Source organism: Labilithrix sp. (assembly GCA_019637155.1).
Lineage (GTDB): Bacteria > Myxococcota_A > Polyangia > Polyangiales > Polyangiaceae > Labilithrix.
Genome location: JAHBWE010000006.1, coordinates 135,109 through 153,054 on the forward strand (window position 1 = coordinate 135,109; position 17,946 = coordinate 153,054).

14 protein-coding genes are annotated in these 17,946 nt (G+C 71.0%); 5 read left to right on the forward strand and 9 right to left on the reverse strand.

Annotated elements, in window-relative coordinates; all coding sequences use genetic code 11:
- Positions 1-42: 42 nt before the first annotated feature.
- Complete coding sequence (locus tag KF837_13970) at positions 43-1,860, forward strand: cytochrome-c peroxidase (protein ID MBX3228422.1); 1,818 nt, start codon at positions 43-45, stop codon at positions 1,858-1,860.
- Here KF837_13970 and KF837_13975 read toward each other — a convergent pair.
- Genes KF837_13975 through KF837_14005 form a run of 7 tightly spaced genes read right to left on the reverse strand, consistent with a single transcriptional unit; the run spans position 1,844 to position 11,106 of the window.
- A complete protein-coding gene (locus KF837_13975) occupies positions 1,844-3,502 on the reverse strand; it encodes a hypothetical protein (protein ID MBX3228423.1) in 1,659 nt (552 codons plus the stop codon). The genes KF837_13970 and KF837_13975 overlap by 17 nt on opposite strands.
- Complete coding sequence (locus KF837_13980) at positions 3,499-4,242, reverse strand: hypothetical protein (protein ID MBX3228424.1); 744 nt, start codon at positions 4,240-4,242, stop codon at positions 3,499-3,501. Before KF837_13980 ends, KF837_13975 begins: the two co-directional genes overlap by 4 nt.
- A gap of 20 nt (positions 4,243-4,262) precedes the next feature.
- Positions 4,263-5,915 carry a VCBS repeat-containing protein gene (locus KF837_13985; GenBank protein ID MBX3228425.1) on the reverse strand — a complete coding sequence of 551 codons (1,653 nt, stop codon included), beginning with the start codon at positions 5,913-5,915 and terminating at the stop codon, positions 4,263-4,265.
- Between the two features lie 12 nt (positions 5,916-5,927).
- On the reverse strand, positions 5,928-7,625 hold the full coding sequence (locus tag KF837_13990) for a hypothetical protein (GenBank protein MBX3228426.1): 1,698 nt from the start codon (positions 7,623-7,625) through the stop codon (positions 5,928-5,930).
- Positions 7,622-8,899, reverse strand: coding sequence for a sigma 54-interacting transcriptional regulator (locus tag KF837_13995; protein MBX3228427.1), 1,278 nt, complete (start codon positions 8,897-8,899; stop codon positions 7,622-7,624). The genes KF837_13990 and KF837_13995 overlap by 4 nt, the downstream gene beginning before the upstream one ends.
- Before the next feature lie 33 nt (positions 8,900-8,932).
- Entirely contained in the window at positions 8,933-9,712 is a 780-nt protein-coding gene (locus KF837_14000; GenBank protein ID MBX3228428.1) for a hypothetical protein, read from the reverse strand.
- Positions 9,709-11,106 carry a serine/threonine protein kinase gene (locus KF837_14005; protein MBX3228429.1) on the reverse strand — a complete coding sequence of 466 codons (1,398 nt, stop codon included), beginning with the start codon at positions 11,104-11,106 and terminating at the stop codon, positions 9,709-9,711. Before KF837_14005 ends, KF837_14000 begins: the two co-directional genes overlap by 4 nt.
- A gap of 304 nt (positions 11,107-11,410) precedes the next feature.
- Between KF837_14005 and KF837_14010 the strand changes: the two genes are divergently transcribed.
- The 4 genes from KF837_14010 to rfbB all read left to right on the forward strand — a co-directional run bounded on the left by KF837_14010 (position 11,411) and on the right by rfbB (position 14,858).
- Positions 11,411-11,881, forward strand: a complete 471-nt coding sequence (locus tag KF837_14010) for a hypothetical protein (protein ID MBX3228430.1) — start codon at positions 11,411-11,413, stop codon at positions 11,879-11,881.
- A gap of 138 nt (positions 11,882-12,019) precedes the next feature.
- A complete protein-coding gene (locus KF837_14015) occupies positions 12,020-13,018 on the forward strand; it encodes a hypothetical protein (protein ID MBX3228431.1) in 999 nt (332 codons plus the stop codon).
- 97 nt (positions 13,019-13,115) lie between these two features.
- Positions 13,116-13,703, forward strand: a complete 588-nt coding sequence (locus KF837_14020) for a YdeI/OmpD-associated family protein (protein ID MBX3228432.1) — start codon at positions 13,116-13,118, stop codon at positions 13,701-13,703.
- 84 nt (positions 13,704-13,787) lie between these two features.
- Complete coding sequence (gene rfbB, locus KF837_14025) at positions 13,788-14,858, forward strand: dTDP-glucose 4,6-dehydratase (GenBank protein MBX3228433.1); 1,071 nt, start codon at positions 13,788-13,790, stop codon at positions 14,856-14,858.
- An 11-nt stretch (positions 14,859-14,869) separates the two neighbouring features.
- Here the strand turns inward: rfbB and KF837_14030 are convergent, their stop codons facing one another.
- Together KF837_14030 and KF837_14035 are read right to left on the reverse strand one after the other, a co-directional pair.
- On the reverse strand, positions 14,870-15,721 hold the full coding sequence (locus KF837_14030; protein MBX3228434.1) for a hypothetical protein: 852 nt from the start codon (positions 15,719-15,721) through the stop codon (positions 14,870-14,872).
- A gap of 70 nt (positions 15,722-15,791) precedes the next feature.
- Complete coding sequence (locus tag KF837_14035; protein MBX3228435.1) at positions 15,792-17,945, reverse strand: hypothetical protein; 2,154 nt, start codon at positions 17,943-17,945, stop codon at positions 15,792-15,794.
- Position 17,946 lies beyond the last annotated feature (1 nt).

A 17,946-nucleotide genomic window follows, 5' to 3' on the forward strand; every position in this document is an offset into this window, starting at 1 on the left:
CCGCGACGGCGGCCCTTCGACACTCGCTTCCAAGGAGAAGCCATGCCGAAGCGAACGAAGCAGACGGCGCTGTTGGTCCTCGCCGGCATCGCGTCGTGCAGCGACACCCCGAGCCTCGGCGGCGAGCCGGAGTCGGACCTCGCGATCGATCCGAGCTTGCAGCCGAAGCTCGGCGACGTCGTCACGCAGGAGAGCCCGCCGCCGCCGATCAGCGGCGGGACCCTCGCGCTCGCGCGCGACGAGCAGCTCGCGGTCGCGGCCGATCCCGATCGTGACCGCGTCTACGTCGTCGATCTCGCGATGCTCACGGTGCGTCACACCGTCATGCTCGCGCCGAAGGCGGAGCCGGGCCGCGTCGCGCTCGACGGCAAGGGGCGCGCGCACGTCGCGCTCCGCGGCTCGCACGAGCTCGCGACGATCGACCTGTCGACCGGCGCGCTCACCCTGCGCGCGGCGTGCGTCGCGCCGCGCGGCGTCGCCTACGATCCCCGCGCCGACGCCGTCTACGTCGCCTGCGCGAGCGGCGACGTCGCGGTGTTCTCCTCCGCCGGCGCCGACCGCCGCGCGCTCCTCCCGCGCGTCGGCGTCGATCTCCGCGACGTCCTCGTGCGCGACGGCGCGCTGCACGTGACGGAGTTCCGGCGCGCGCGGCTCCTCCGCGTCTCCGCCGAGGGCAAGCCGACCGCGAGCACCGACCTCACGAACACCAACGTCGCGTGGCGCGCGGTGAAGCTCGACCCCGACGACGACGCCTCGCCCGACGTCGTCGTCACGCAGGAGAGCTCGCGCGGCTCCGTCTCGACCGCGCCCGGCGGCTACGGCCCGATCGACAACCACGAGCGATCGTTCCAGTGCAAGGACGAGCGCGGCATCGTCAGCGCGCGGCTCTGGATCCTCGACGCGTCCTGCGCCGAGAAGCAGCTCGCCTCCGCCTGCTCCCAGTCGGTCAGCCTCCCCGGCGCCGTCCTCCCCGTCGACGTCGCCGCCAACGGCCGCGAGATCGCCGTCGTCGCGGCAGGAAACGCGTTCACGGAGGCGCTCTCGCAGGTCTTCGTCGTGCCGGCGAAGATCGAGGCGCGCGGCCACCAGTCGTGCGTCGACACCGTGCGCGGCGACGTCGCGGGTCAGGCGATCGCGCTCGGCTTCGACTCGCTCGATCGGCTGATCGTGCAGACGCGCGAGCCGGCGCGGCTCCACGTCATGACCGACGATCGCCAGCGGTCGGTGAGATCGATCGACCTCGCCAAAGGCAGCCGCGCCGACACCGGTCACGCCGTGTTCCACGCCAACGCGGGCGGCAACATCGCCTGCGCGTCGTGCCACGCCGAGGGCGCCGACGACGGTCACGTGTGGAGCTTCGACGAGATCGGACCGCGCCGCACGCCCTCCCTCCTCGGCACGACGCTCCACACCGAGCCGTTCCACTGGGACGGCGACATGAAGGACCTCGACGCGATCGTCGAGCACGTCTTCCAGAAGCGGATGAGCGGGCCGAAGCTCACCGCGGAGCAGTCGTCCGCCCTCGCGAGGTACATGTTCGCGCTCCCGCCGCCGCCGAAGATGCGGTCCCTCGAGCAGGCGCCGGCGCGCGGCGCGGAGCTCTGGGCCGAGCGGTGCGCGAGCTGCCACGCGAGCTCGATGCTGACGAACAACGAGACGGTCGACGTCGGCACCCACGGCCGCTTCCAGGTGCCGTCCCTCGTCGGCGTCGCGTGGCGCGGCCCGTGGCTCCACGACGGCTGCGCGAAGACGATGTTCGAGCGCTTCGACCCCGCGTGCGGCGGCGGCCTCCACGGCGATCTGAGCGGCCTCGATCAGGCCAAGATCGCGGACATCGTCGCGTTCATGGAGACCTTCTGACGAGCCCCGCGATCCTCATCGCGCTCCCGTCGTCGTAGAGCTGCACCTCGATCGGCGCCTTCGCCTGGTTGCTCGCGATGCGCACGGTGAGCTCCTTCGCGCGCGGGATCGGGACGCAGAGCCGGCCCGCCGCGAGGGCGCGGACGGGATAGGGATCCGCGCGATAGGTGTAATCTGCATCGGGTCGAACGCCGCGGCGGCGCGCGAGGTCGACGCCGCACAGCGCGTCGCCTTCGACGCGGAGGTCCGCGATCGGCGAGAGCACGGTGAGGTAGCGGGCGACGATCTTGCGGAGGCGCTGCTCGAGCACCTCGGTGACGAACGCCTCCGCCTCCGGCTTCGAGAAGCGGCCGATCTCCACGAGCGCCTGGATGTCTCTGCGATCGAAGCGCGAGAGGATGCGCGCCATCCAGGCGTTGTCGCGCTCGGTCGCGCGGCTGAACGCGGGGTTCGGGTACTCGTTGCGCCAGCGCTCGGGATCGAACTCGTCCCAGTGGAAGTACCCGAACATCTCCTGGCCGGGCTTCATCGACTTCCGCTCCCACGGGCGCTCGATCGCGCCGAGGGTGATGAAGTCGACGCCGACGTCCTTCCAGTCGAGGAGATACGAGTCGCCCATCCGCCGCGAGATGCCGTCCCAGTCCCAGACGCTGCCGAGGCAGTCGCTCGTGTCGAGGTAGTAGTGCTTCACCCAGCCGGGGGACGACTCGGGGCTCGCCTTGTCGACCGCCATCCACGAGTCCATCGAGTTCTGCTCGCGCGCGTCGAAGTGATGGAGCCACGCCGCGAGGAGGCGGCCGCCGCGGAGGTCGCGCCGGTTCTCGTGCGGGATGACGTCGTTCGGATCGTCGCTCCGCGTGCCCTCGTACTTGAACGGGCCGATGAGGTAGCCGCCGAGCCACGCGCTCGCCTGGAAGCGGTACCGTCCCTCGCGCTTCACCGCCTCGCCGAACACCTTCTCGAGCGCGGCCTCGTCGAAGGGCCGCGTGACGCCGTCGTTCGCGGTCACCTTGAGGCCCGGCATCAGCTTGAAGACCTTCGGATCGACGAACAGCACCTGCTCGCACGACGTGTTGAAGCCGACCGCGTGGTAGGCCGCGGTCCCGATCGCGGCGGCGGCGCTCGGGCGCTCCGGCTCCTTCTTGAAGTCGGTCTTGAACATGTACTTCTTCTTGCCGCCGATCTTCACGCGGAAGCCGGGCGACGCGCCGTTCGGCTTGCCCTGATCGATCACCCACTCCGCTTCTTTCGCGGCGTCGGGATCGAGCATGTCCTCCGGCTTGCACGCGCCGCGCTTCAGCTCCTCTTCGCTCGGGTGCTTGACGCCGAGGCGGTTCGTGAACCACGCCGAGTCGGGGACCTCGTCGAGCGCGTTGACGTTGCGGGCCTCCTTCTCGACGTCGACCGCCCAGATCTTCGCGAGCGGGCGGAAGAACGTGTTGTCGGCCGCGTCCCACGCGAGCGGCGACACGTACGGCTCCGGCGCGCACGAGACGTGGTTCGGGTCCTTGTCGTTCGGCCGCCTCACGCAGGCGACGCTCACCGGATCGAGGTCGGTGTCGCGCGTCACCGCCGCGCGGCGGGGGAACGCAGGCGGCGACGCGCACGCCGCGAGCGCGACGAGCACGAGCGCGCGTCTCATGCCCCCGCGACGAGCTTGCGGACGCCGCTCTCGAAGAGGATGACGGCCTTGCCCGGCTCGGTGCCGGTGACGACGCCGACGCCGAACTTCGGGTGCTCGACGAGCTCGCCGGCCGCGAGCTTCGCGGCGGGGGCGTACTTGCTCTTCGCCTTCGACGTGTCGGCGACGGCGCTCGCCCAGTCGCTCGCGGGATCCGACTTCGGCGCGGTGACGCGCGCGACGCCGAGCGGCTTGTTGTCCTGCGTTCGATCGTCGAGCTCCTTCAGCACCTCGCGCTCGAAGCGCCGGAGCTTGAGCCCCGCGCGATCGCGATCGTCGCGCTTGGCCTCGCCCTCGATCCCGAGCCGATCGCGGAGCGCCTTCAGGGTGGCGAGCTCGTCGTCCTTCGCGCCGGCGAGGATCGCGCTCCCGAACGTCGTGAGCTCGCGGAGCTGCGGCTCGAGCGCGCCGGTCGGATCGGCGGCCGTGACGCGCTCGATCTTCTTGAGGAGGTAGCCCGCGTTGAGGACGTCGGCGGGCTTGTTGTTGCCGCTCTCCTGCTTCTTCACCTCCGCCACCTCGGCGTAGAGGTTCAACAGGAGGAAGCGCGCGTCGTCGGGGTAGCGCTCGTGGAGGATCGCCCAGCCTTCCTCCGGCGTAACGTTGCCCGACTCACCGCGCGTGTGGATCGCCCACGCGATCGCGCGATCCGGGGAATCCGCGCTGACGTCGACGCTCTCCTCCTCCAGATCCTCGAACACGAGCGCATCCTAGCCGCGCGCTAGCGGATCGGGACCCCGAATTTCGCGCCCGGATCGGAGGGGAACACCGCCGCCGCCTCGAGGACGCGGACGCGCTCTTTGCCGCGGTACACGCCGACCGACGCGCCGTCCGCGCGCGTCGCCGCCCACACCGCGGGCTTCGGCCGGCCGGGGTACAGCACGGTGATGCGCGCGCCGTGATCGATCGCGAGGGGCTCGCCGGCGAGCTGGCCCGGCGCAGGCGCGGAGAGCACGAAGACGCCGCCGCTCGTCGCGCTGACGAGGACCTCGTCCTTCCCGTCGCCGTCGAGGTCCGCGATCGCGAGGCTCGTCGCGAAGCCCTCCGGCGCGGTCTCCGGCGACCAGCACGGGACCGACGGCTTGAGGCGCGGCTCCGCGCCGTCGAAGACGCAGACCGACGGCTTCCCGTCCGCGATCGTCGCGAAGACGAGGTCGGCCTTCCCGTCGCCGTCGAGGTCGCCGGAGGTGAAGGCGGTCGCGGGCGTGAGCGCCGCCGCGTCGCCGGTGTCGAGGTACGGGCCGTCGAGGTAGCGCTGCTCCTCCGCGCGCAGCGTGTAGAACGGGGGACCGCCGTAGTACGACGCGACCGCGAAGCCGGCGCGGCCCTGCTCGTCGACGTCGTGACCGCCGACCGCGATCGGCACCGACGGCGCGGGGAAGAAACCGGAGTCGGGCGGCGGCGTGGCGGAGAGCTGATCGATGAACGCGAGCGGACCGAAGCCGTCCGCGGCGCCGTACGCCGCGACCACGCTGCGCTTCGTCCCGACGATCAGGTCGCCGTAGCCGTCGCCGTCGATGTCGCCGAGCGCGTGCATGGACGGGATCGCGTCGTACGGCGGGAGGCCGGGCGGCGCGAGGCGGACCTGGCTCACGCCGGTCTGGTTCGCGGACCCGGCGACGATGTCGAGGTACGTGAACGGCGGCGTTGCGCGCGTGTCTTCGGCGCCGATGATCGCGTCGGAGCGACCGTCGCCGTTCACGTCCGTCGCCTCGAGGCTCGCGTTCGCGCTCGCTTCGAAGAAGTACCCGAGCTCGGCCTCGTCGACGAGCAGCGCGGTCGGATCGTCCGGGTTCGTCCCCCGCGCCAGGACCGGGATGTGAAAGACGCCCTCGGGATCGGTGTAGATCGCGATGAGCAAGAGGTCGACGTTGCCGTCGCCGTTCATGTCGAGGAACGAGCCCGCCGGCGCGCCGCCGGCGGCGCCGCCGCGGAGCAGGAACGAGGACATGGTCTCCTGCGCCGGACCGAAGGACTGATCGGTCGTGCTCGCGAGCCGCCAGAACCAGAGGCCCGGCGCGAGGTCCTTCGGCACCGTGAGCTCGGTCCCCGTCGCCTCGAGCTCCTCCTTCCGCGGGCCCTCGCACCTCGGATCGCCGCACAGCGTGATGCGCGCGCCGGTCGCCGGAGGGGTGAGCGCCCAGCGGAGGGTCGGGCGCAGGCCGTTGACGTAGCTCTGCGAGAGCGGCGCGACCCGCCGCGGCGGCGCGAGCTGCTTGTCCTCGACCAGCGGCGGCGAAGCGTCGTCCGGCCCGCCGTCGGCGGCGGGCGCGCCGGTGATGTTGTCGAAGCTCGAGGGCGGGCCGCACGCGATGAACGCCGCGATCGCGAGCGGGGTGCCGAGGCCGATCGCGATCGCGACGAGAGAACGCACGACCCTTCGATCCTAGCGGATCGCGCTGCGCAGTCGCACGTACGGGTAGTGCTCCTTGTTGATCTTGGAGAAGTCGAGCGTCTGCTGCACGCTGCCGTCGCCGATGCCTTCGAGGATGAAGACGGAGTCCTTCGCCTCGGCGTTGCCGATGACCGCCCAGCGCGCCTTCCCCGGGCGGCCCGGGTGGAGGACGGTGACGGCCGACGAGAACTTGCCGGCGATCGGCGTCGCGGTGAACACGCTCTCGGGCGTGTCGTAGTCGTTCCCCGCGTGGTGGAGCGCGACGAGGCCGCCCGCGCTCCCGACGATGAGCTCGTCGCGACCGTCGCCGTCGAGATCGAGCGCCTTGATCGTGAGCCCGAAGCCGGCGGCGGGGGCGTCGCTCTTCCAGCAGCCGTGTTCGTTGAGCGCGGGCTGGAGGCGCGAGTGGATGCACACCGCCGGCGTGCCGTCGGCGAAGAGCGTCGTGTACGCGACCTCCTCCATCGCGTCGCCGTCGAAGTCGCCGGTCGTCGTCGCGATCGCGCGGCCGGGGAGGACGAACGACTCGTTTCCGCCGCGGAGGACGTTGCTCGGAGCGCCGAAGCGCGACGGCTGCCCGAGGAGGAGCTGCACCGGCGTCGACGTGTCGTACGGCGTGATGGCGAGGTCGGAGATGCCGTCGCCGTCGAAGTCCGTCGCTCCCATCGCGAACGCCATCGGCGGCGCCTTCGGCGAGGCGAACGAGAACGGCTGCATCGTGACGATGCCGTCGGGGGTGCCGAGGAGCGTCATCCCGATGTCGGCGAACATCGCCGAGATGTCGCCGTAGCCGTCGCCGTTGAAGTCGCCGCCGACGAGGGTGGGGTTCGTCGTGAAGTGCGGCGTGGCGATCTCGTAGTTCTCGTACTCCTCTTCCTCGGGCACGGTCGGCATCACGCCGCCGTAGACGGTGAACATGTGGCCGAAGGCCTCCGGCTGCATCGGCGGCTCTGCGGGGAAAACCTCGGAGATGACGTAATCGGCGAATCCGTCGCCGTCGATGTCGGCGCCGGTGCCGATCGTCGCGTTCTCGTCGTCGATCCAGATGACGCCGAATCCGCCGAGCTCGTCGTAACGGACGATCCCCGGGCTCGTCTCCGCGCCGAAGAGCTGGAGGATGTCCGGGTACTCCTTCGGCGCGGCCGTGCCGTTCTCCGGCTCGATCGACGTCGTCCCGACGAGGAGGTCGGGGATGCCGTCGCCGTTGACGTCGAGGATGCCGCCGTGCGCGGCCTCGGACGAGCCGCGCTCGCTCGGGCCGCGAACGAGGACCTGCCACACGTCGCTGTAGGTCGTGCCCTGGCCGGTCGCGTTGCGACCCTGGAGGCGCCAGTACCAGGTGCCGAGGTCGAGGTCCTCCGCCACCGTGTGCTCGGCGCCGGCGACGGGGATCTTCCTCTTCACCTCGTTGAAGTCGCGCGTCTGCGAGAGCTCGAGGCTCGCGCCGGTGGTGCCGGGCTGGAGCTCCCAGCGGAAGCGCGGGCGCGCGGTGTTGACCCACGAGCTCGAGAAGGGGCCGATCGGTCGCGGCTCCTTACCGTCGAGGGCCGGGTCGGCGTTGTTGAAGTGCAGCGGCGCGATCGGCGTGTCCTGCGTCTCGGCGCCCGTCAGCCCGTCGAACGACGACGGCGTGCACGCCGCGAGCAGCGCGAGGGCGGCGACGGACGAGGAGCGCGCGAGGCGGATCACTTGAGGCGCGCCTTCACGAGCTGGAAGTAACGATGCGCGACGCCGCTCGCGCGGGCCGCCTGGGTGACGTTGCCGTTGTGGCGCGCGAGGACGCGCTCGACGTAGCGGCGCTCGAACTCGGAGACGACGCGCTCGCGCGCGGTCGGGAAGGGGAGGTCCTCCTCGATGACGGCGGAGAGGAAGTCGAGCCCCTGCTGCTTCGCCTCGTCGGAGCGGTACGCCGGGCCGAGCTCGCCCATCGTCATGCGCGCGAGGACGGCGCTGCGGAGCTCGCGCACGTTGCCGGGCCACGGGTAGTGCTCGAAGCGCGGGAGGAAGTCCTCCGGCATCTCGCCCGCGCCGGCGGCGGGCGCGTTGGTGTTGCCGCCGAGCTCGGTCCAGAAGTGGCGCGCGAGGAGCGGCACGTCGCCCTCGCGATCGCGGAGCGCGGGGAGCTCGATGCGGCCCGCGGCGAGGAGGAAGAAGAGGTCGTCGTCGAAGCGACCTTGCTGCACGTCGCGATCGAGGTCGCGGCGCGTCGCGGCGATGATGCGGACGTCGCGCACCTTGCCCATCGTCTCGCGGAGCTGCGCCTGCGACTCGCGCGGGAGGTTGCCGATCTCGTCGATGAAGAGGACGCCGCCGTGCGCCTGCTGGAAGAGGCCGCCCTCGGCGAAGAGCGCGTCGTGGAGCTCCGCGGCCGGGATCGTGCTCGACTCGAGGGTGATGAACGGCGCCTCCGCGCGCCCGCTCGCGCGATGGATCTCCTCCGCGACGAGCTCCTTGCCGGTGCCGGCCTCGCCTTCGAGGAGGGCGGGGCGATCGCTGCCCGCGAGCTGCGAGAGCGCGGGGTAGAGGCGCTTCATCGCGGGGGACTCGCCGATGACGCGACCGAACGAGCTCGCCTGTCCGAGGTCGGCGGCGCGCGCTTCGCCGCGGCGGACGGAGAGGACCGACGAGCCGATGCGGATCGCCTCGCCGCCCTGGAGCGCGGCCTCCTTCACGAGCACGCCGTTCACGGTCGTGCCGTTGGTGGAGCCGAGGTCGAGGACGATGAGCTTCGTGTCCTGGACCGTGAGCGCGGCGTGACGGCGCGAGACCTCGCGATCGGTGAGGCGGATCGTGCAGACCGGGCTCTGACCGAGGAGCGCGCGCGTCGGACCGGTCGCGTCGAGCGAGGCGACGAGCCCCGCGTCCGGTCCCTCCACCACCGTGATCACGAACGCGGAGCCAGCCGCGGGCGGGCGCGAGAACCGCGTCCGGCGAATGGTCGCCATCTCTCCAGGTTTCGTCATTGGTCTCTCTGGGTCCCCTTCCGCGATGGTACCCTACCTCTTGAGCGTCACGACATACGTAACAGCGGCCACGACGAGCGCGCCGATCCCGATGCCGAGCGCGACGTTACGGAGGACGAGCCGGTCGCTGAGGGAGTCGCGATCGGACTGGGAGCAGCTCGGCGCACACGTGTTTCCGAGCTCGTTCGCGCGGGACGTCATGTCGAGGTGCATGAAGAATGCCGCACCGAGCGCGACGACGCCGGTGCCGGCGAAGGCGATCGGCACGATCGGGAACTTGGAGCCCTCGGTCGCGACCGCCTTGTCGGAGGCCGCTTTCGTCCCGGGAAACGTGCCGGTGATGAGCTGGTTCTTCTGCCCTTCGCGCGCGGTGATCTTCACCTCGATCGGCGGCGAGCCCGGGCGCTCGAAGCGCGCGGAGTGTGATCCCGGATCGAGCGGGATCGAACGGCCGTCCAGGCCCCCCTCGATCGGGGTGCCGTCGAGCGAGACCGTCGCGTCGTGCGCGTCGTGGCCGTCGATGCTCGCGGCGAGCGTGATCGACGGCAGCGCCTCGTCGACCTCGCGCAGGCCTTTCGTGCAGTCTTCACGGATCATGTCCGGGCACTGCTCGTGCGAGCACGTCACGTAGCTCGCGCGCGCTTCGGTGAGCTTGCGGCCGGCGCGGGACTCTTGCGCCTTGTCGAGCGCGGCGACGCACTCCGCCTTCTTGGCCGCGGCGGCGGGATCGGGCTTGGTCGGGGCAGACGAGGCGCTGGATGCGAGGAGAAGGAGCGCAAATCCGGCCGCGCTGGCGGCCGATCGGATCCTCACATGCATTCCACCTTGTAGTGCTTCTGGCCGTTCGCGTCGATCGTGTACGGGATCTTGCAGTTGTTGCTGGGGGCTTCGGCGGGCTTCGCCGCGACCACGATGCGCGGCGCCTTCGCCATCACCGCGGCCTTCACCGGCGCGGGCGCGACGGTCTCTTCCTTCGTCTCCTTCGTCTTCGCCTCCTTCGTCGCGAGGGCGGCGTTCGCCGGCACGACGGGCGCGGTCTCCGCGAGCTGCGTCGGCTGCGGGACGACGACGTGGACCTCGCGCACGGGCGGGGCGCTCTCGGTGCGCGCGACCTGCGCGACGGCGGCGCCGGCGACGAGGAGCGCGGCGGCGGCGACGCCGATCGCGACGCGCGTCGTGCGCGCGGATCCGGCCGGGCGGAGCGAGGGGACCGGCGTCATCGCGAGCGTGCCCGGCGCGGTGCGGCGCTGCGACGGGCTCCGCATGCTGTTGCGCTCGAGGATGCCGACGAGCGCGGTCGCCATGTGATCGGCGAGCTGCTGCTCCGACGTCGGGATCTTGCCGGAGGGGACCTCGCGCGGCGTGACGTACTGGCGCGCCCAGCTCGAGACCTCGGTCCGGGTCGGGAGCGGGACGATGCTCGCGATCGCCTCCGCCATCGCGAGCGCGCTCTCGAAGCGATCGTTCGCTTCGCGCGCGAGCGCCTTCAGCACGAGCGCGTCGAGCGCGGGCGGGAGGCCCTCCACCCGATCGGAGGGCTTCTTGATCGGCTCCTCGCTGATCTGACGAACGAGCGCGGTCTCGCTCGGGCCGTCGAAGAGCCGCTCGCAGCAGAGCGCCTCCCAGAGCGTGACGCCGGCGGCGTACACGTCGACGCGGTGATCGAGCGCCTCGCCGAAGAGCTGCTCCGGCGGCATGTACGGGATCTTGCCCTTGATCTCGTTGTCGTTGCTGCGGTGCGTGTTCTGGCGCGCCTTCGCGACGCCGAAGTCGAGCACGCGCGAGAGGCCGTCGACGCCGACGAGCACGTTGTGAGGAGAGACGTCGCGATGGATGATCGAGAGCGGGAGGCCTTCGTCGTCCTTCGTCTGGTGCGCCTCGTGGAGGCCGAGCAGCATGTCGTGCACGATCGCGCACGCGATCGGCACCGGGATCTTCGTGCCCGCGTTCTTCACCGAGCGGAGCAGCGTCGCGAGCGAGGCGCCCTCGACGTACTCCATGACGAGGAGGAGGTGGCCGTCCTCGGCGACGATGTCCATCGTCGGGACCACGTTCGGGTGGCGGAGGCGCGCGGTCAGGCGGGCCTCGTCCATGAACATCGAGACGAAGCTCGGGTCCTTCGCGAACTGGGGGTGCATCGCCTTGATCGCGACGAGGCGCGAGAAGCCCATCGGGCGGCGCATGCGCGCGAGGTAGACGGTGGCCATACCGCCGCTCGCGACCTCTCCCAGGAGCTCGTACCTTTCGCCGTCTCGAAGCAGTTCGTGGGGTGAAGTCATCGTGCGCCGCCCGTTCCCTCGTTGCGCAATTGGAGCAACTAGGATGCCTGTTTCGCCCGCGTTACGTTGTTTCCTGCGCAACGGCGAAATCAGGATGATGGCGAGATGGCGCCGATGTGTGCTCGTTCGAGGTTTCAGGGAAGGACCGGGGCCATGGACTCGATGCCGGATCGCGCTCTCCATCGCCTATGATCGGTTCGTACGCAGGTGAGTGTGCGCTAACGTGCGAGCCATGCGCCTCTCTTCCGGGCTCGCGCTGGCGGTCACCCTCTCCTCTCTCTCCCTCCTCGCGACGACTCCGGCGTGCTCGTCGGATCCCGATCCGACGCCGAGCGCCGACGGCGGCGCCGACGGCGCGACGACGCCGGACGAGGAAGGCGGCACCGCGGCGCAGTGCGCGAGCTCGGCGTCGTACATCGAGTGCCGGCTCTGCTGCAACGAGCCGCCGTCGTATCGAGCGAGCCAGAACGCGTTCAACGACTGCATGTGTGAATCATGCAAGGACCTCTGCGCCACGACCGCGTGCAGCACGGACGCCGACGCGGGCGACGCGAGCAGCGAGTGCGCCGCGTGCCTGCAGGACGACGCGAAGGGGCAAGCCTGTTTCCCGAAGGCGGAAGAGGCTTGCAGCAAAGCTCCCGACTGCGTCGTGTACCGCGACTGCCTGCGCGGCGCCGACTGCAACGCGAAGCCCGACTTCTGATCTCGCCCGCCGCTGCCGCGAACGCGCGTGCGCGGCGTCGCTGCGAACGGCGCGCGCCGATCGCTTGCAACCTACATTATCCTTATGCGAACAATCATGAGGTTCCGTCGCGGAACACGGATTGCGAGGGGCGGCTTCATGCGGACAGTCTTCGTCGTCGGCTGGATGTGCGGGCTCGGCCTCACGGTGTCGGGGTGTCTGTTCTCCGGGAGCGCGGACGACTACGACCCGGGGCCGCCGCCGGAGTGTCGCGTCGACGCGGACTGCGCGCACCTCGACACCGACGCCGACGAGTGCACCACCGTGCGCTGCGAGAGCAACAAGTGCACGCCGGGGCCGGTCACGAACACGACGTCGTGTCAGTGCGCGGTCGACGACGACTGCGATCGCTACCTCGGCGGGAAGAAGGACTGCGCGATCAACACGTGCACGGCGCACAAGTGCTCGCAGGAGATCGCGCCGGCGGGTCCCGCGCCGCGCCAGACGGCGGGCGACTGCGCGACGCTCACGTGTGACGGCGTGACGACGACGGGGGCGAAGCAGATCGATCCGGACGACAAGCCCGACGCCGGCAACGGGTGCGTGATCCCGTCGTGCGGCCCGAACGGCGAGCCGGCGAAGCAGGCTGTCCCCGACGGCACCGAGTGCGGCGACGGCTCGGTTTGCTACAAGGGCCAGTGCGTCGCGTGCAAGCCGAAGAACCCGGCGGCGTGCAAGAGCGAGGGCGTCGACGAGCCGAAGAACGACACCGGCGCGGGCGCGACCTCCTATCGCCAAGGCTCGCCCGCGTGCGGCTACACCGACGGCGCGGACATCGACTGGTGGACCTTCTTCGCGAAGGACGCCGACTTCACGCGGGACATCCTGCGGATGCACTTCTGGTCGACGGCGCCGTCGATGGAGGCGTGCATCTACATCAAGTGCGAGGACGGCAGCACGCCGAAGGGCGGCTGCAGCGATCTGAAGCCGGGCCCGAACGGGAGCCAGGGCTGCTGCTACACGGGCCCGCCCGCGCAGATCACGCCGGTGTGGGACCTCGACTGCGCGACGGTCGAGGACAGCGGCACCGTCTACGTCAGCGTCCGCACGCCCGGCGCGACGACGTGCGAGTCGTACATCTTCAGCGGGAGTTATTGAGCTCGAGAGGACTCTGCCCTCTCGAGCTCTCCCGCCCCCCGCGAGAGGAGCGAGCGCAAACGATCCGTCTTCGATTTCTCGCTAAGCTCGCGGCGTGATCAAGCAGGCCACCTTCTTTGCCACGCCCGCGGCCTTCCGCCGTTGGCTCGCCAAGAACCACGCGAAGGCGACGGAGCTCTGGGTCGGCTTCCACAAGAAGGGGACCGGCAAGCCGAGCATCACGTGGCCGGAGTCCGTCGACGAGTCGCTCTGTTACGGCTGGATCGACGGCTTGCGGCAGAGCATCGACGAGGACGCGTACCGCATCCGCTTCACGCCGCGGAAGCCGACGAGCATCTGGAGCAAGGTCAACATCGCGCGCGTCGCGGCGCTCGAAGCGGAGGGCCGCATGACCGTCGCCGGCCGCGCCGCGTTCGCGCGCCGCTCCGAGGAGAAGAGCGCCGTCTACGCCTACGAACGCGAGCACGCGACGCTCACGAAGGAGATGCAGGCGCGCTTCGAGAAGAACGAGAAGGCGTGGTCGTTCTTCTCGTCGCAGCCGCCGTCGTACCGTCGCGTCGCGCTCTACTGGGTCACGAGCGCGAAGAAGGAGGAGACCCGCGCCCGCCGCTTCGCTCAGCTCCTCACCGACTCCGCCTCCGGCCGCCGCATCGCCCAGCTCACCCCCCCGGGCCGCGGCACGTGAGCGCGGGCGTCGCGCGGGCGCGGGCACGTGTGCGCGGGCGCGTGGCTGGACGCGCATGGGGAGGCGCTCTAGCGTGCGCGCGGTATGTCCTCGTTTGTTCCTACGCGGCTCCTCGTCACGGGTGGCGCCGGGTTCATCGGCAGCGCCGTCGTGCGGTCGGTCCTCGCGCACGCGGAGCCGGCGAAGGTGGTCGTCCTCGACGCGCTCACGTACGCCGGCCACCGCGTGAACCTCGCCGAGTGCGAGAACGACGCGCGCTTCGAATTCGTGCACGGCGACATCTGCGATCGTGCCCTCGTCGAGGACCTCTTCACCAAACACGCGTTCGACGCCGTGCTGCACCTCGCGGCGGAGTCGCACGTCGATCGCAGCATCGAGTCGGCGGAGGTGTTCGTGCGCACGAACGTGAACGGCACCTTCTCGCTCCTCGACGCCGCTCGCCGCGCGTGGGACGGCCGCGAAGCGAACGCGCGCTTCGTGCACGTCTCGACCGACGAGGTCTACGGCGCGCTCGGCGAGACGGGCGTGTTCACGGAGACGACGCCGTACGCGCCGAACTCGCCGTACGCGGCGTCGAAGGCGGCGAGCGACCTCCTCGTGCGCTCCTTCCACCAGACGTACAAGCTGCCCGCGATCGTCACGAACTGCTGCAACAACTACGGCCCGCGCCAGCTGCCGGAGAAGCTGATCCCGCTCATGATCGTGCACGCGGCGGAGGACAAGCCGCTCCCGGTCTACGGCGAGGGCAAGCAGGTCCGCGAGTGGCTCCACGTCGACGACCACGCGGCGGGCCTGTGGCTCGCGCTGACGCGAGGGGCTCCGGGCCAGAGCTACCTGTTCGGCAGCGGCGAGGAGCGAAACAACAAGGCGATGGTGGAGCTCATCGCCGACGCCGTCGACGAGCACCTCGGCCGCGAGCCGGGCACGTCCCGCGCGCTGATGACGTACGTGCCGGACCGCAAAGGCCACGACTTCCGCTACGCGATCGACGCGTCGAAGGCGGAGCGCGATCTCGGCTGGAAGCCGAGCAAGCAGCTCGCGGCCCAGCTCCGCGAGACGGTCCGCTGGTACCTCACGAACGCCGACTGGCGCCGCGAGGTCGCGACCGAGGAGCACGCACGCTTCCAGGTCGCCTACTACGGTAAGAAGTCGTAGCGCCGGCGACTTCAGAACGCGAAGCCGTTCGGTGAGAGCTGCGGGCGGGCGACCTTCGTGTCGTTGGCCTTCACGTGCGTGCGGGTGAGGATCGCGATGGGGATGCCGGCGCCGAGGAGGACGAGGGCGGCGGCGCCGGTGATGAAGCCGCCGAGGCGGACGTCCTTCTCGCTGTCCTTGCTGTCCCACGTCGGCGCGAGCGTGATGAGCGCGCCGCTCACGATCGCGGCGGCGGTGCCGAGCCCGATCAAGTTGGTGCCGGCGTTGTGCCACCAGAAATCGCCGGGCTGCACGTCGAGCTTCACCTCCTCGGCGCCGGGCGGCAGCGTGAACGTGCCCGACTGCGTGACCTTCTCGTCCTGATCGCCGATGCGGTACGTCGACGAACGATCGAGGAGCACCGTGCACGGCGCGACGCAGACCTGCTCCCAGCTCTTCACCTCGGCGCGGTTCGGCACCAGGAAGAGCACGCGCCCGCGGGACTCGTCCGTCTTCACGAGCCGCTCGACGATCGCGTTCTTCGGTCCCGCGTCGACCGTGACCTTCACGCGCGCGTCGCGCTGCGGCGGCATCATCGGCGGACGCGGCGGCATCGGCGCACGCTGCGGACCCCACCCGTGCGGAGAGCGCGGAGGATGCGGAGATCGCGGAGGAGCCGGCGGCATCGGCGGCATCGGTGGATTCGGCGGCACCGGCGGCGTCGGCGACGCGTCGGCTGGAGGCGCGGACGGCGCGGGCGGCGCCGGAGGCGCGGACGGAGCCGCCGCCGGCGGAGGCGCGGGCGCCGGCGGCTCTTGCGCGGCGACGTCCGCGGCGAACACGAAGACGACACCGGCGATCCATCCCGCGAGGCGAAGCTGCATGCGCTCCTCACATTAGCCGCTGCGCGGTGGACGCCTAGAGGATCCCGCGCCGCGCCGCACGTCGCCGCGGCTACCGCGGCGGCGTGACCGCCACGTCGCCGACGTGGATCCCCAGCCGCCGCTCGTCGTCGTTCGCGCCGAGCTCGCGCGGCGAGCGGACGCTGTCGACCTCGAAGACGATCGCGAGCCTCGCCACGTCCGTCGCCGGGATCGGCACCTCGAAGGTGGCGGCGTCGAGCGTCGTCATCGGGATCGTCGCGACGCGCGCGCCGTTGACGGAGACGTCGACGACGACGCGCGGTCGGTTCGGGAACACCGCCGCGCCGGCGGTGAATCGAAGCGTCGCGCCGGCAGGCAGCGGCTCCTCGAGCGGAAGGAAGAGCGTCGCGCGCGTGGCCATGGTCCACCGGAACGTGCCCTCCGCGTGCGACCAACCGCGGCCGAGGTAGGGAGCGACCTCGTCGGTGCCGAGCCGGATCGTCGTCCCGAGCTCGTAGCGCGGGAGCGCGCTCGCGGGCGCCGGTCCGAGATCGCGCGGAGGCGACGACATCTTCGCCGAGCAGAGGTACCCGTTGCTCGGCGGCGCCCCGAACGTGACGCACGGCGCGCCCGCCTCGGCGAACCGCGGCGTCTCGAGCGGATGGACCTCGGGAGGAAAGAGGACGTAGAGCCGGCGCGGATCGATCGCCGCTCCGAGGCTCTTCGCCTCCGCGTCGCAGTCCACGACCTGCCGCGAGCTCGCGACGCCGGAGAGCCCGACGCCGCGGAGCGCCGCCATCGTCTCGATCTCGAGCTGCATCATCACGGCGTGGCCGTGGCCGTGCTCGATGCACGAGAAGCTGGGGCGGAGCGTGACGCCCTCGTGCGCGGCGACGATCGGCTCGAACAGCGACCAGTCGAGCCATCGGCGCTCCGCCTGCGCGGTGTAGCTCCGGACCCACGCGAAGTTCCCCATCCCGTCGACGAACTGGACGAGGACGAGGACCGGCGGCACGAACGCGCTCCAGCCCAGGCGGAGGTGGCGGAACGCGAGCACCACCGTGTAGAGCGCGCCGGCGTAGGTGGGCGGCCAGATGAAGCGGCCCGAGGCGCGGAACTGCCCCACGATCCAGGAGAGCGCGCGCGGCACCGGGAGCTCGAGCAACACCTGGCCGCCCGCGGCGACCCGGTTCGAGATCGCGAAGAGCGTCATGAGGACGAGCAGCGCCGCGAGCGCCTTGTGCCGCCGGACGGCGGTGACCACGCTCGCGCGCCCGCGGATCGCGGCGATGACGGCGAGCGCCACGAGGCCGCCGCCGAGGTAGTCGTAGCCCTCGGCGCCTTCGTCGTGCGCGAGGTCGATCGTCATCCCCTCCGGGCGCGTGCGAACGAACGGGCTGTGCTGCGGCACGAAGAACGAGAGCAGATCGGTCGACTTGTGGCCGAAGCCCCAGTCGCTCCCGCTCGTGAGGCGCGGCCCGAAGTACCCGCACACGATCATGACGCCCACGACGCACGCGACGGCGAGCGCCCCCGACGTCATCGCCAGCGCCGGACGCCGCGCCCCGATCCAGCGGACGAGCGTGACCCCGAAGACGAGCGCGGCCATCGCGAACAGGTACGGATGCAAGAGCAGCGCAGAGACGAGCAGCAGCGTCCACCGCGCGGCGACACGCAACCCGTCACGCGCGCGGACCGTCCTCTCGCCCGCGCGCACGTAGAGCCACAGCGCCGCGAGGATCAGGAAATGCGAATTCAGCGCGGTGTGGACGAAGCGCGTCACGAAGATCTGCATCGACACCGCGACGGCGGCGCACGCGATCTGCGCGCGGAGGTTCGCGCGAAGCGAGCGCGCGACGAGCGCCGCGAACGCGCCCTGCAGCGCGTACGACACGAGCTGCCACCAGCCGAGCGGGTTCAGGAGCAACGTGCGCCCGGCGTCGGGCACGAGTCCGCGCACCGCCTTCGCCGCGAGCGCGACGAGCGGGAGCGAGTCCATGTAGAGGACGTTGACGCCCTCGGGCTCCTCGAGCTTGCGCGAGAGGAGGAGGGGATAGGTCCACGGTTCCTGGACGAACTCGCGCCAGCCGATGAGGTGGAAGCTGAAGTCGGTCGGCGGGTACTCCCAGAACGGGCTCGTCCCGAAGACGTACGCCGGCCCGAAGCCGGCGAGCGCGACGACGACGCCGAGGATCGCCCCGAGCAGCGGCCCGCTCCGAACGAGATGCTCGAGGAGCAGCCTCATC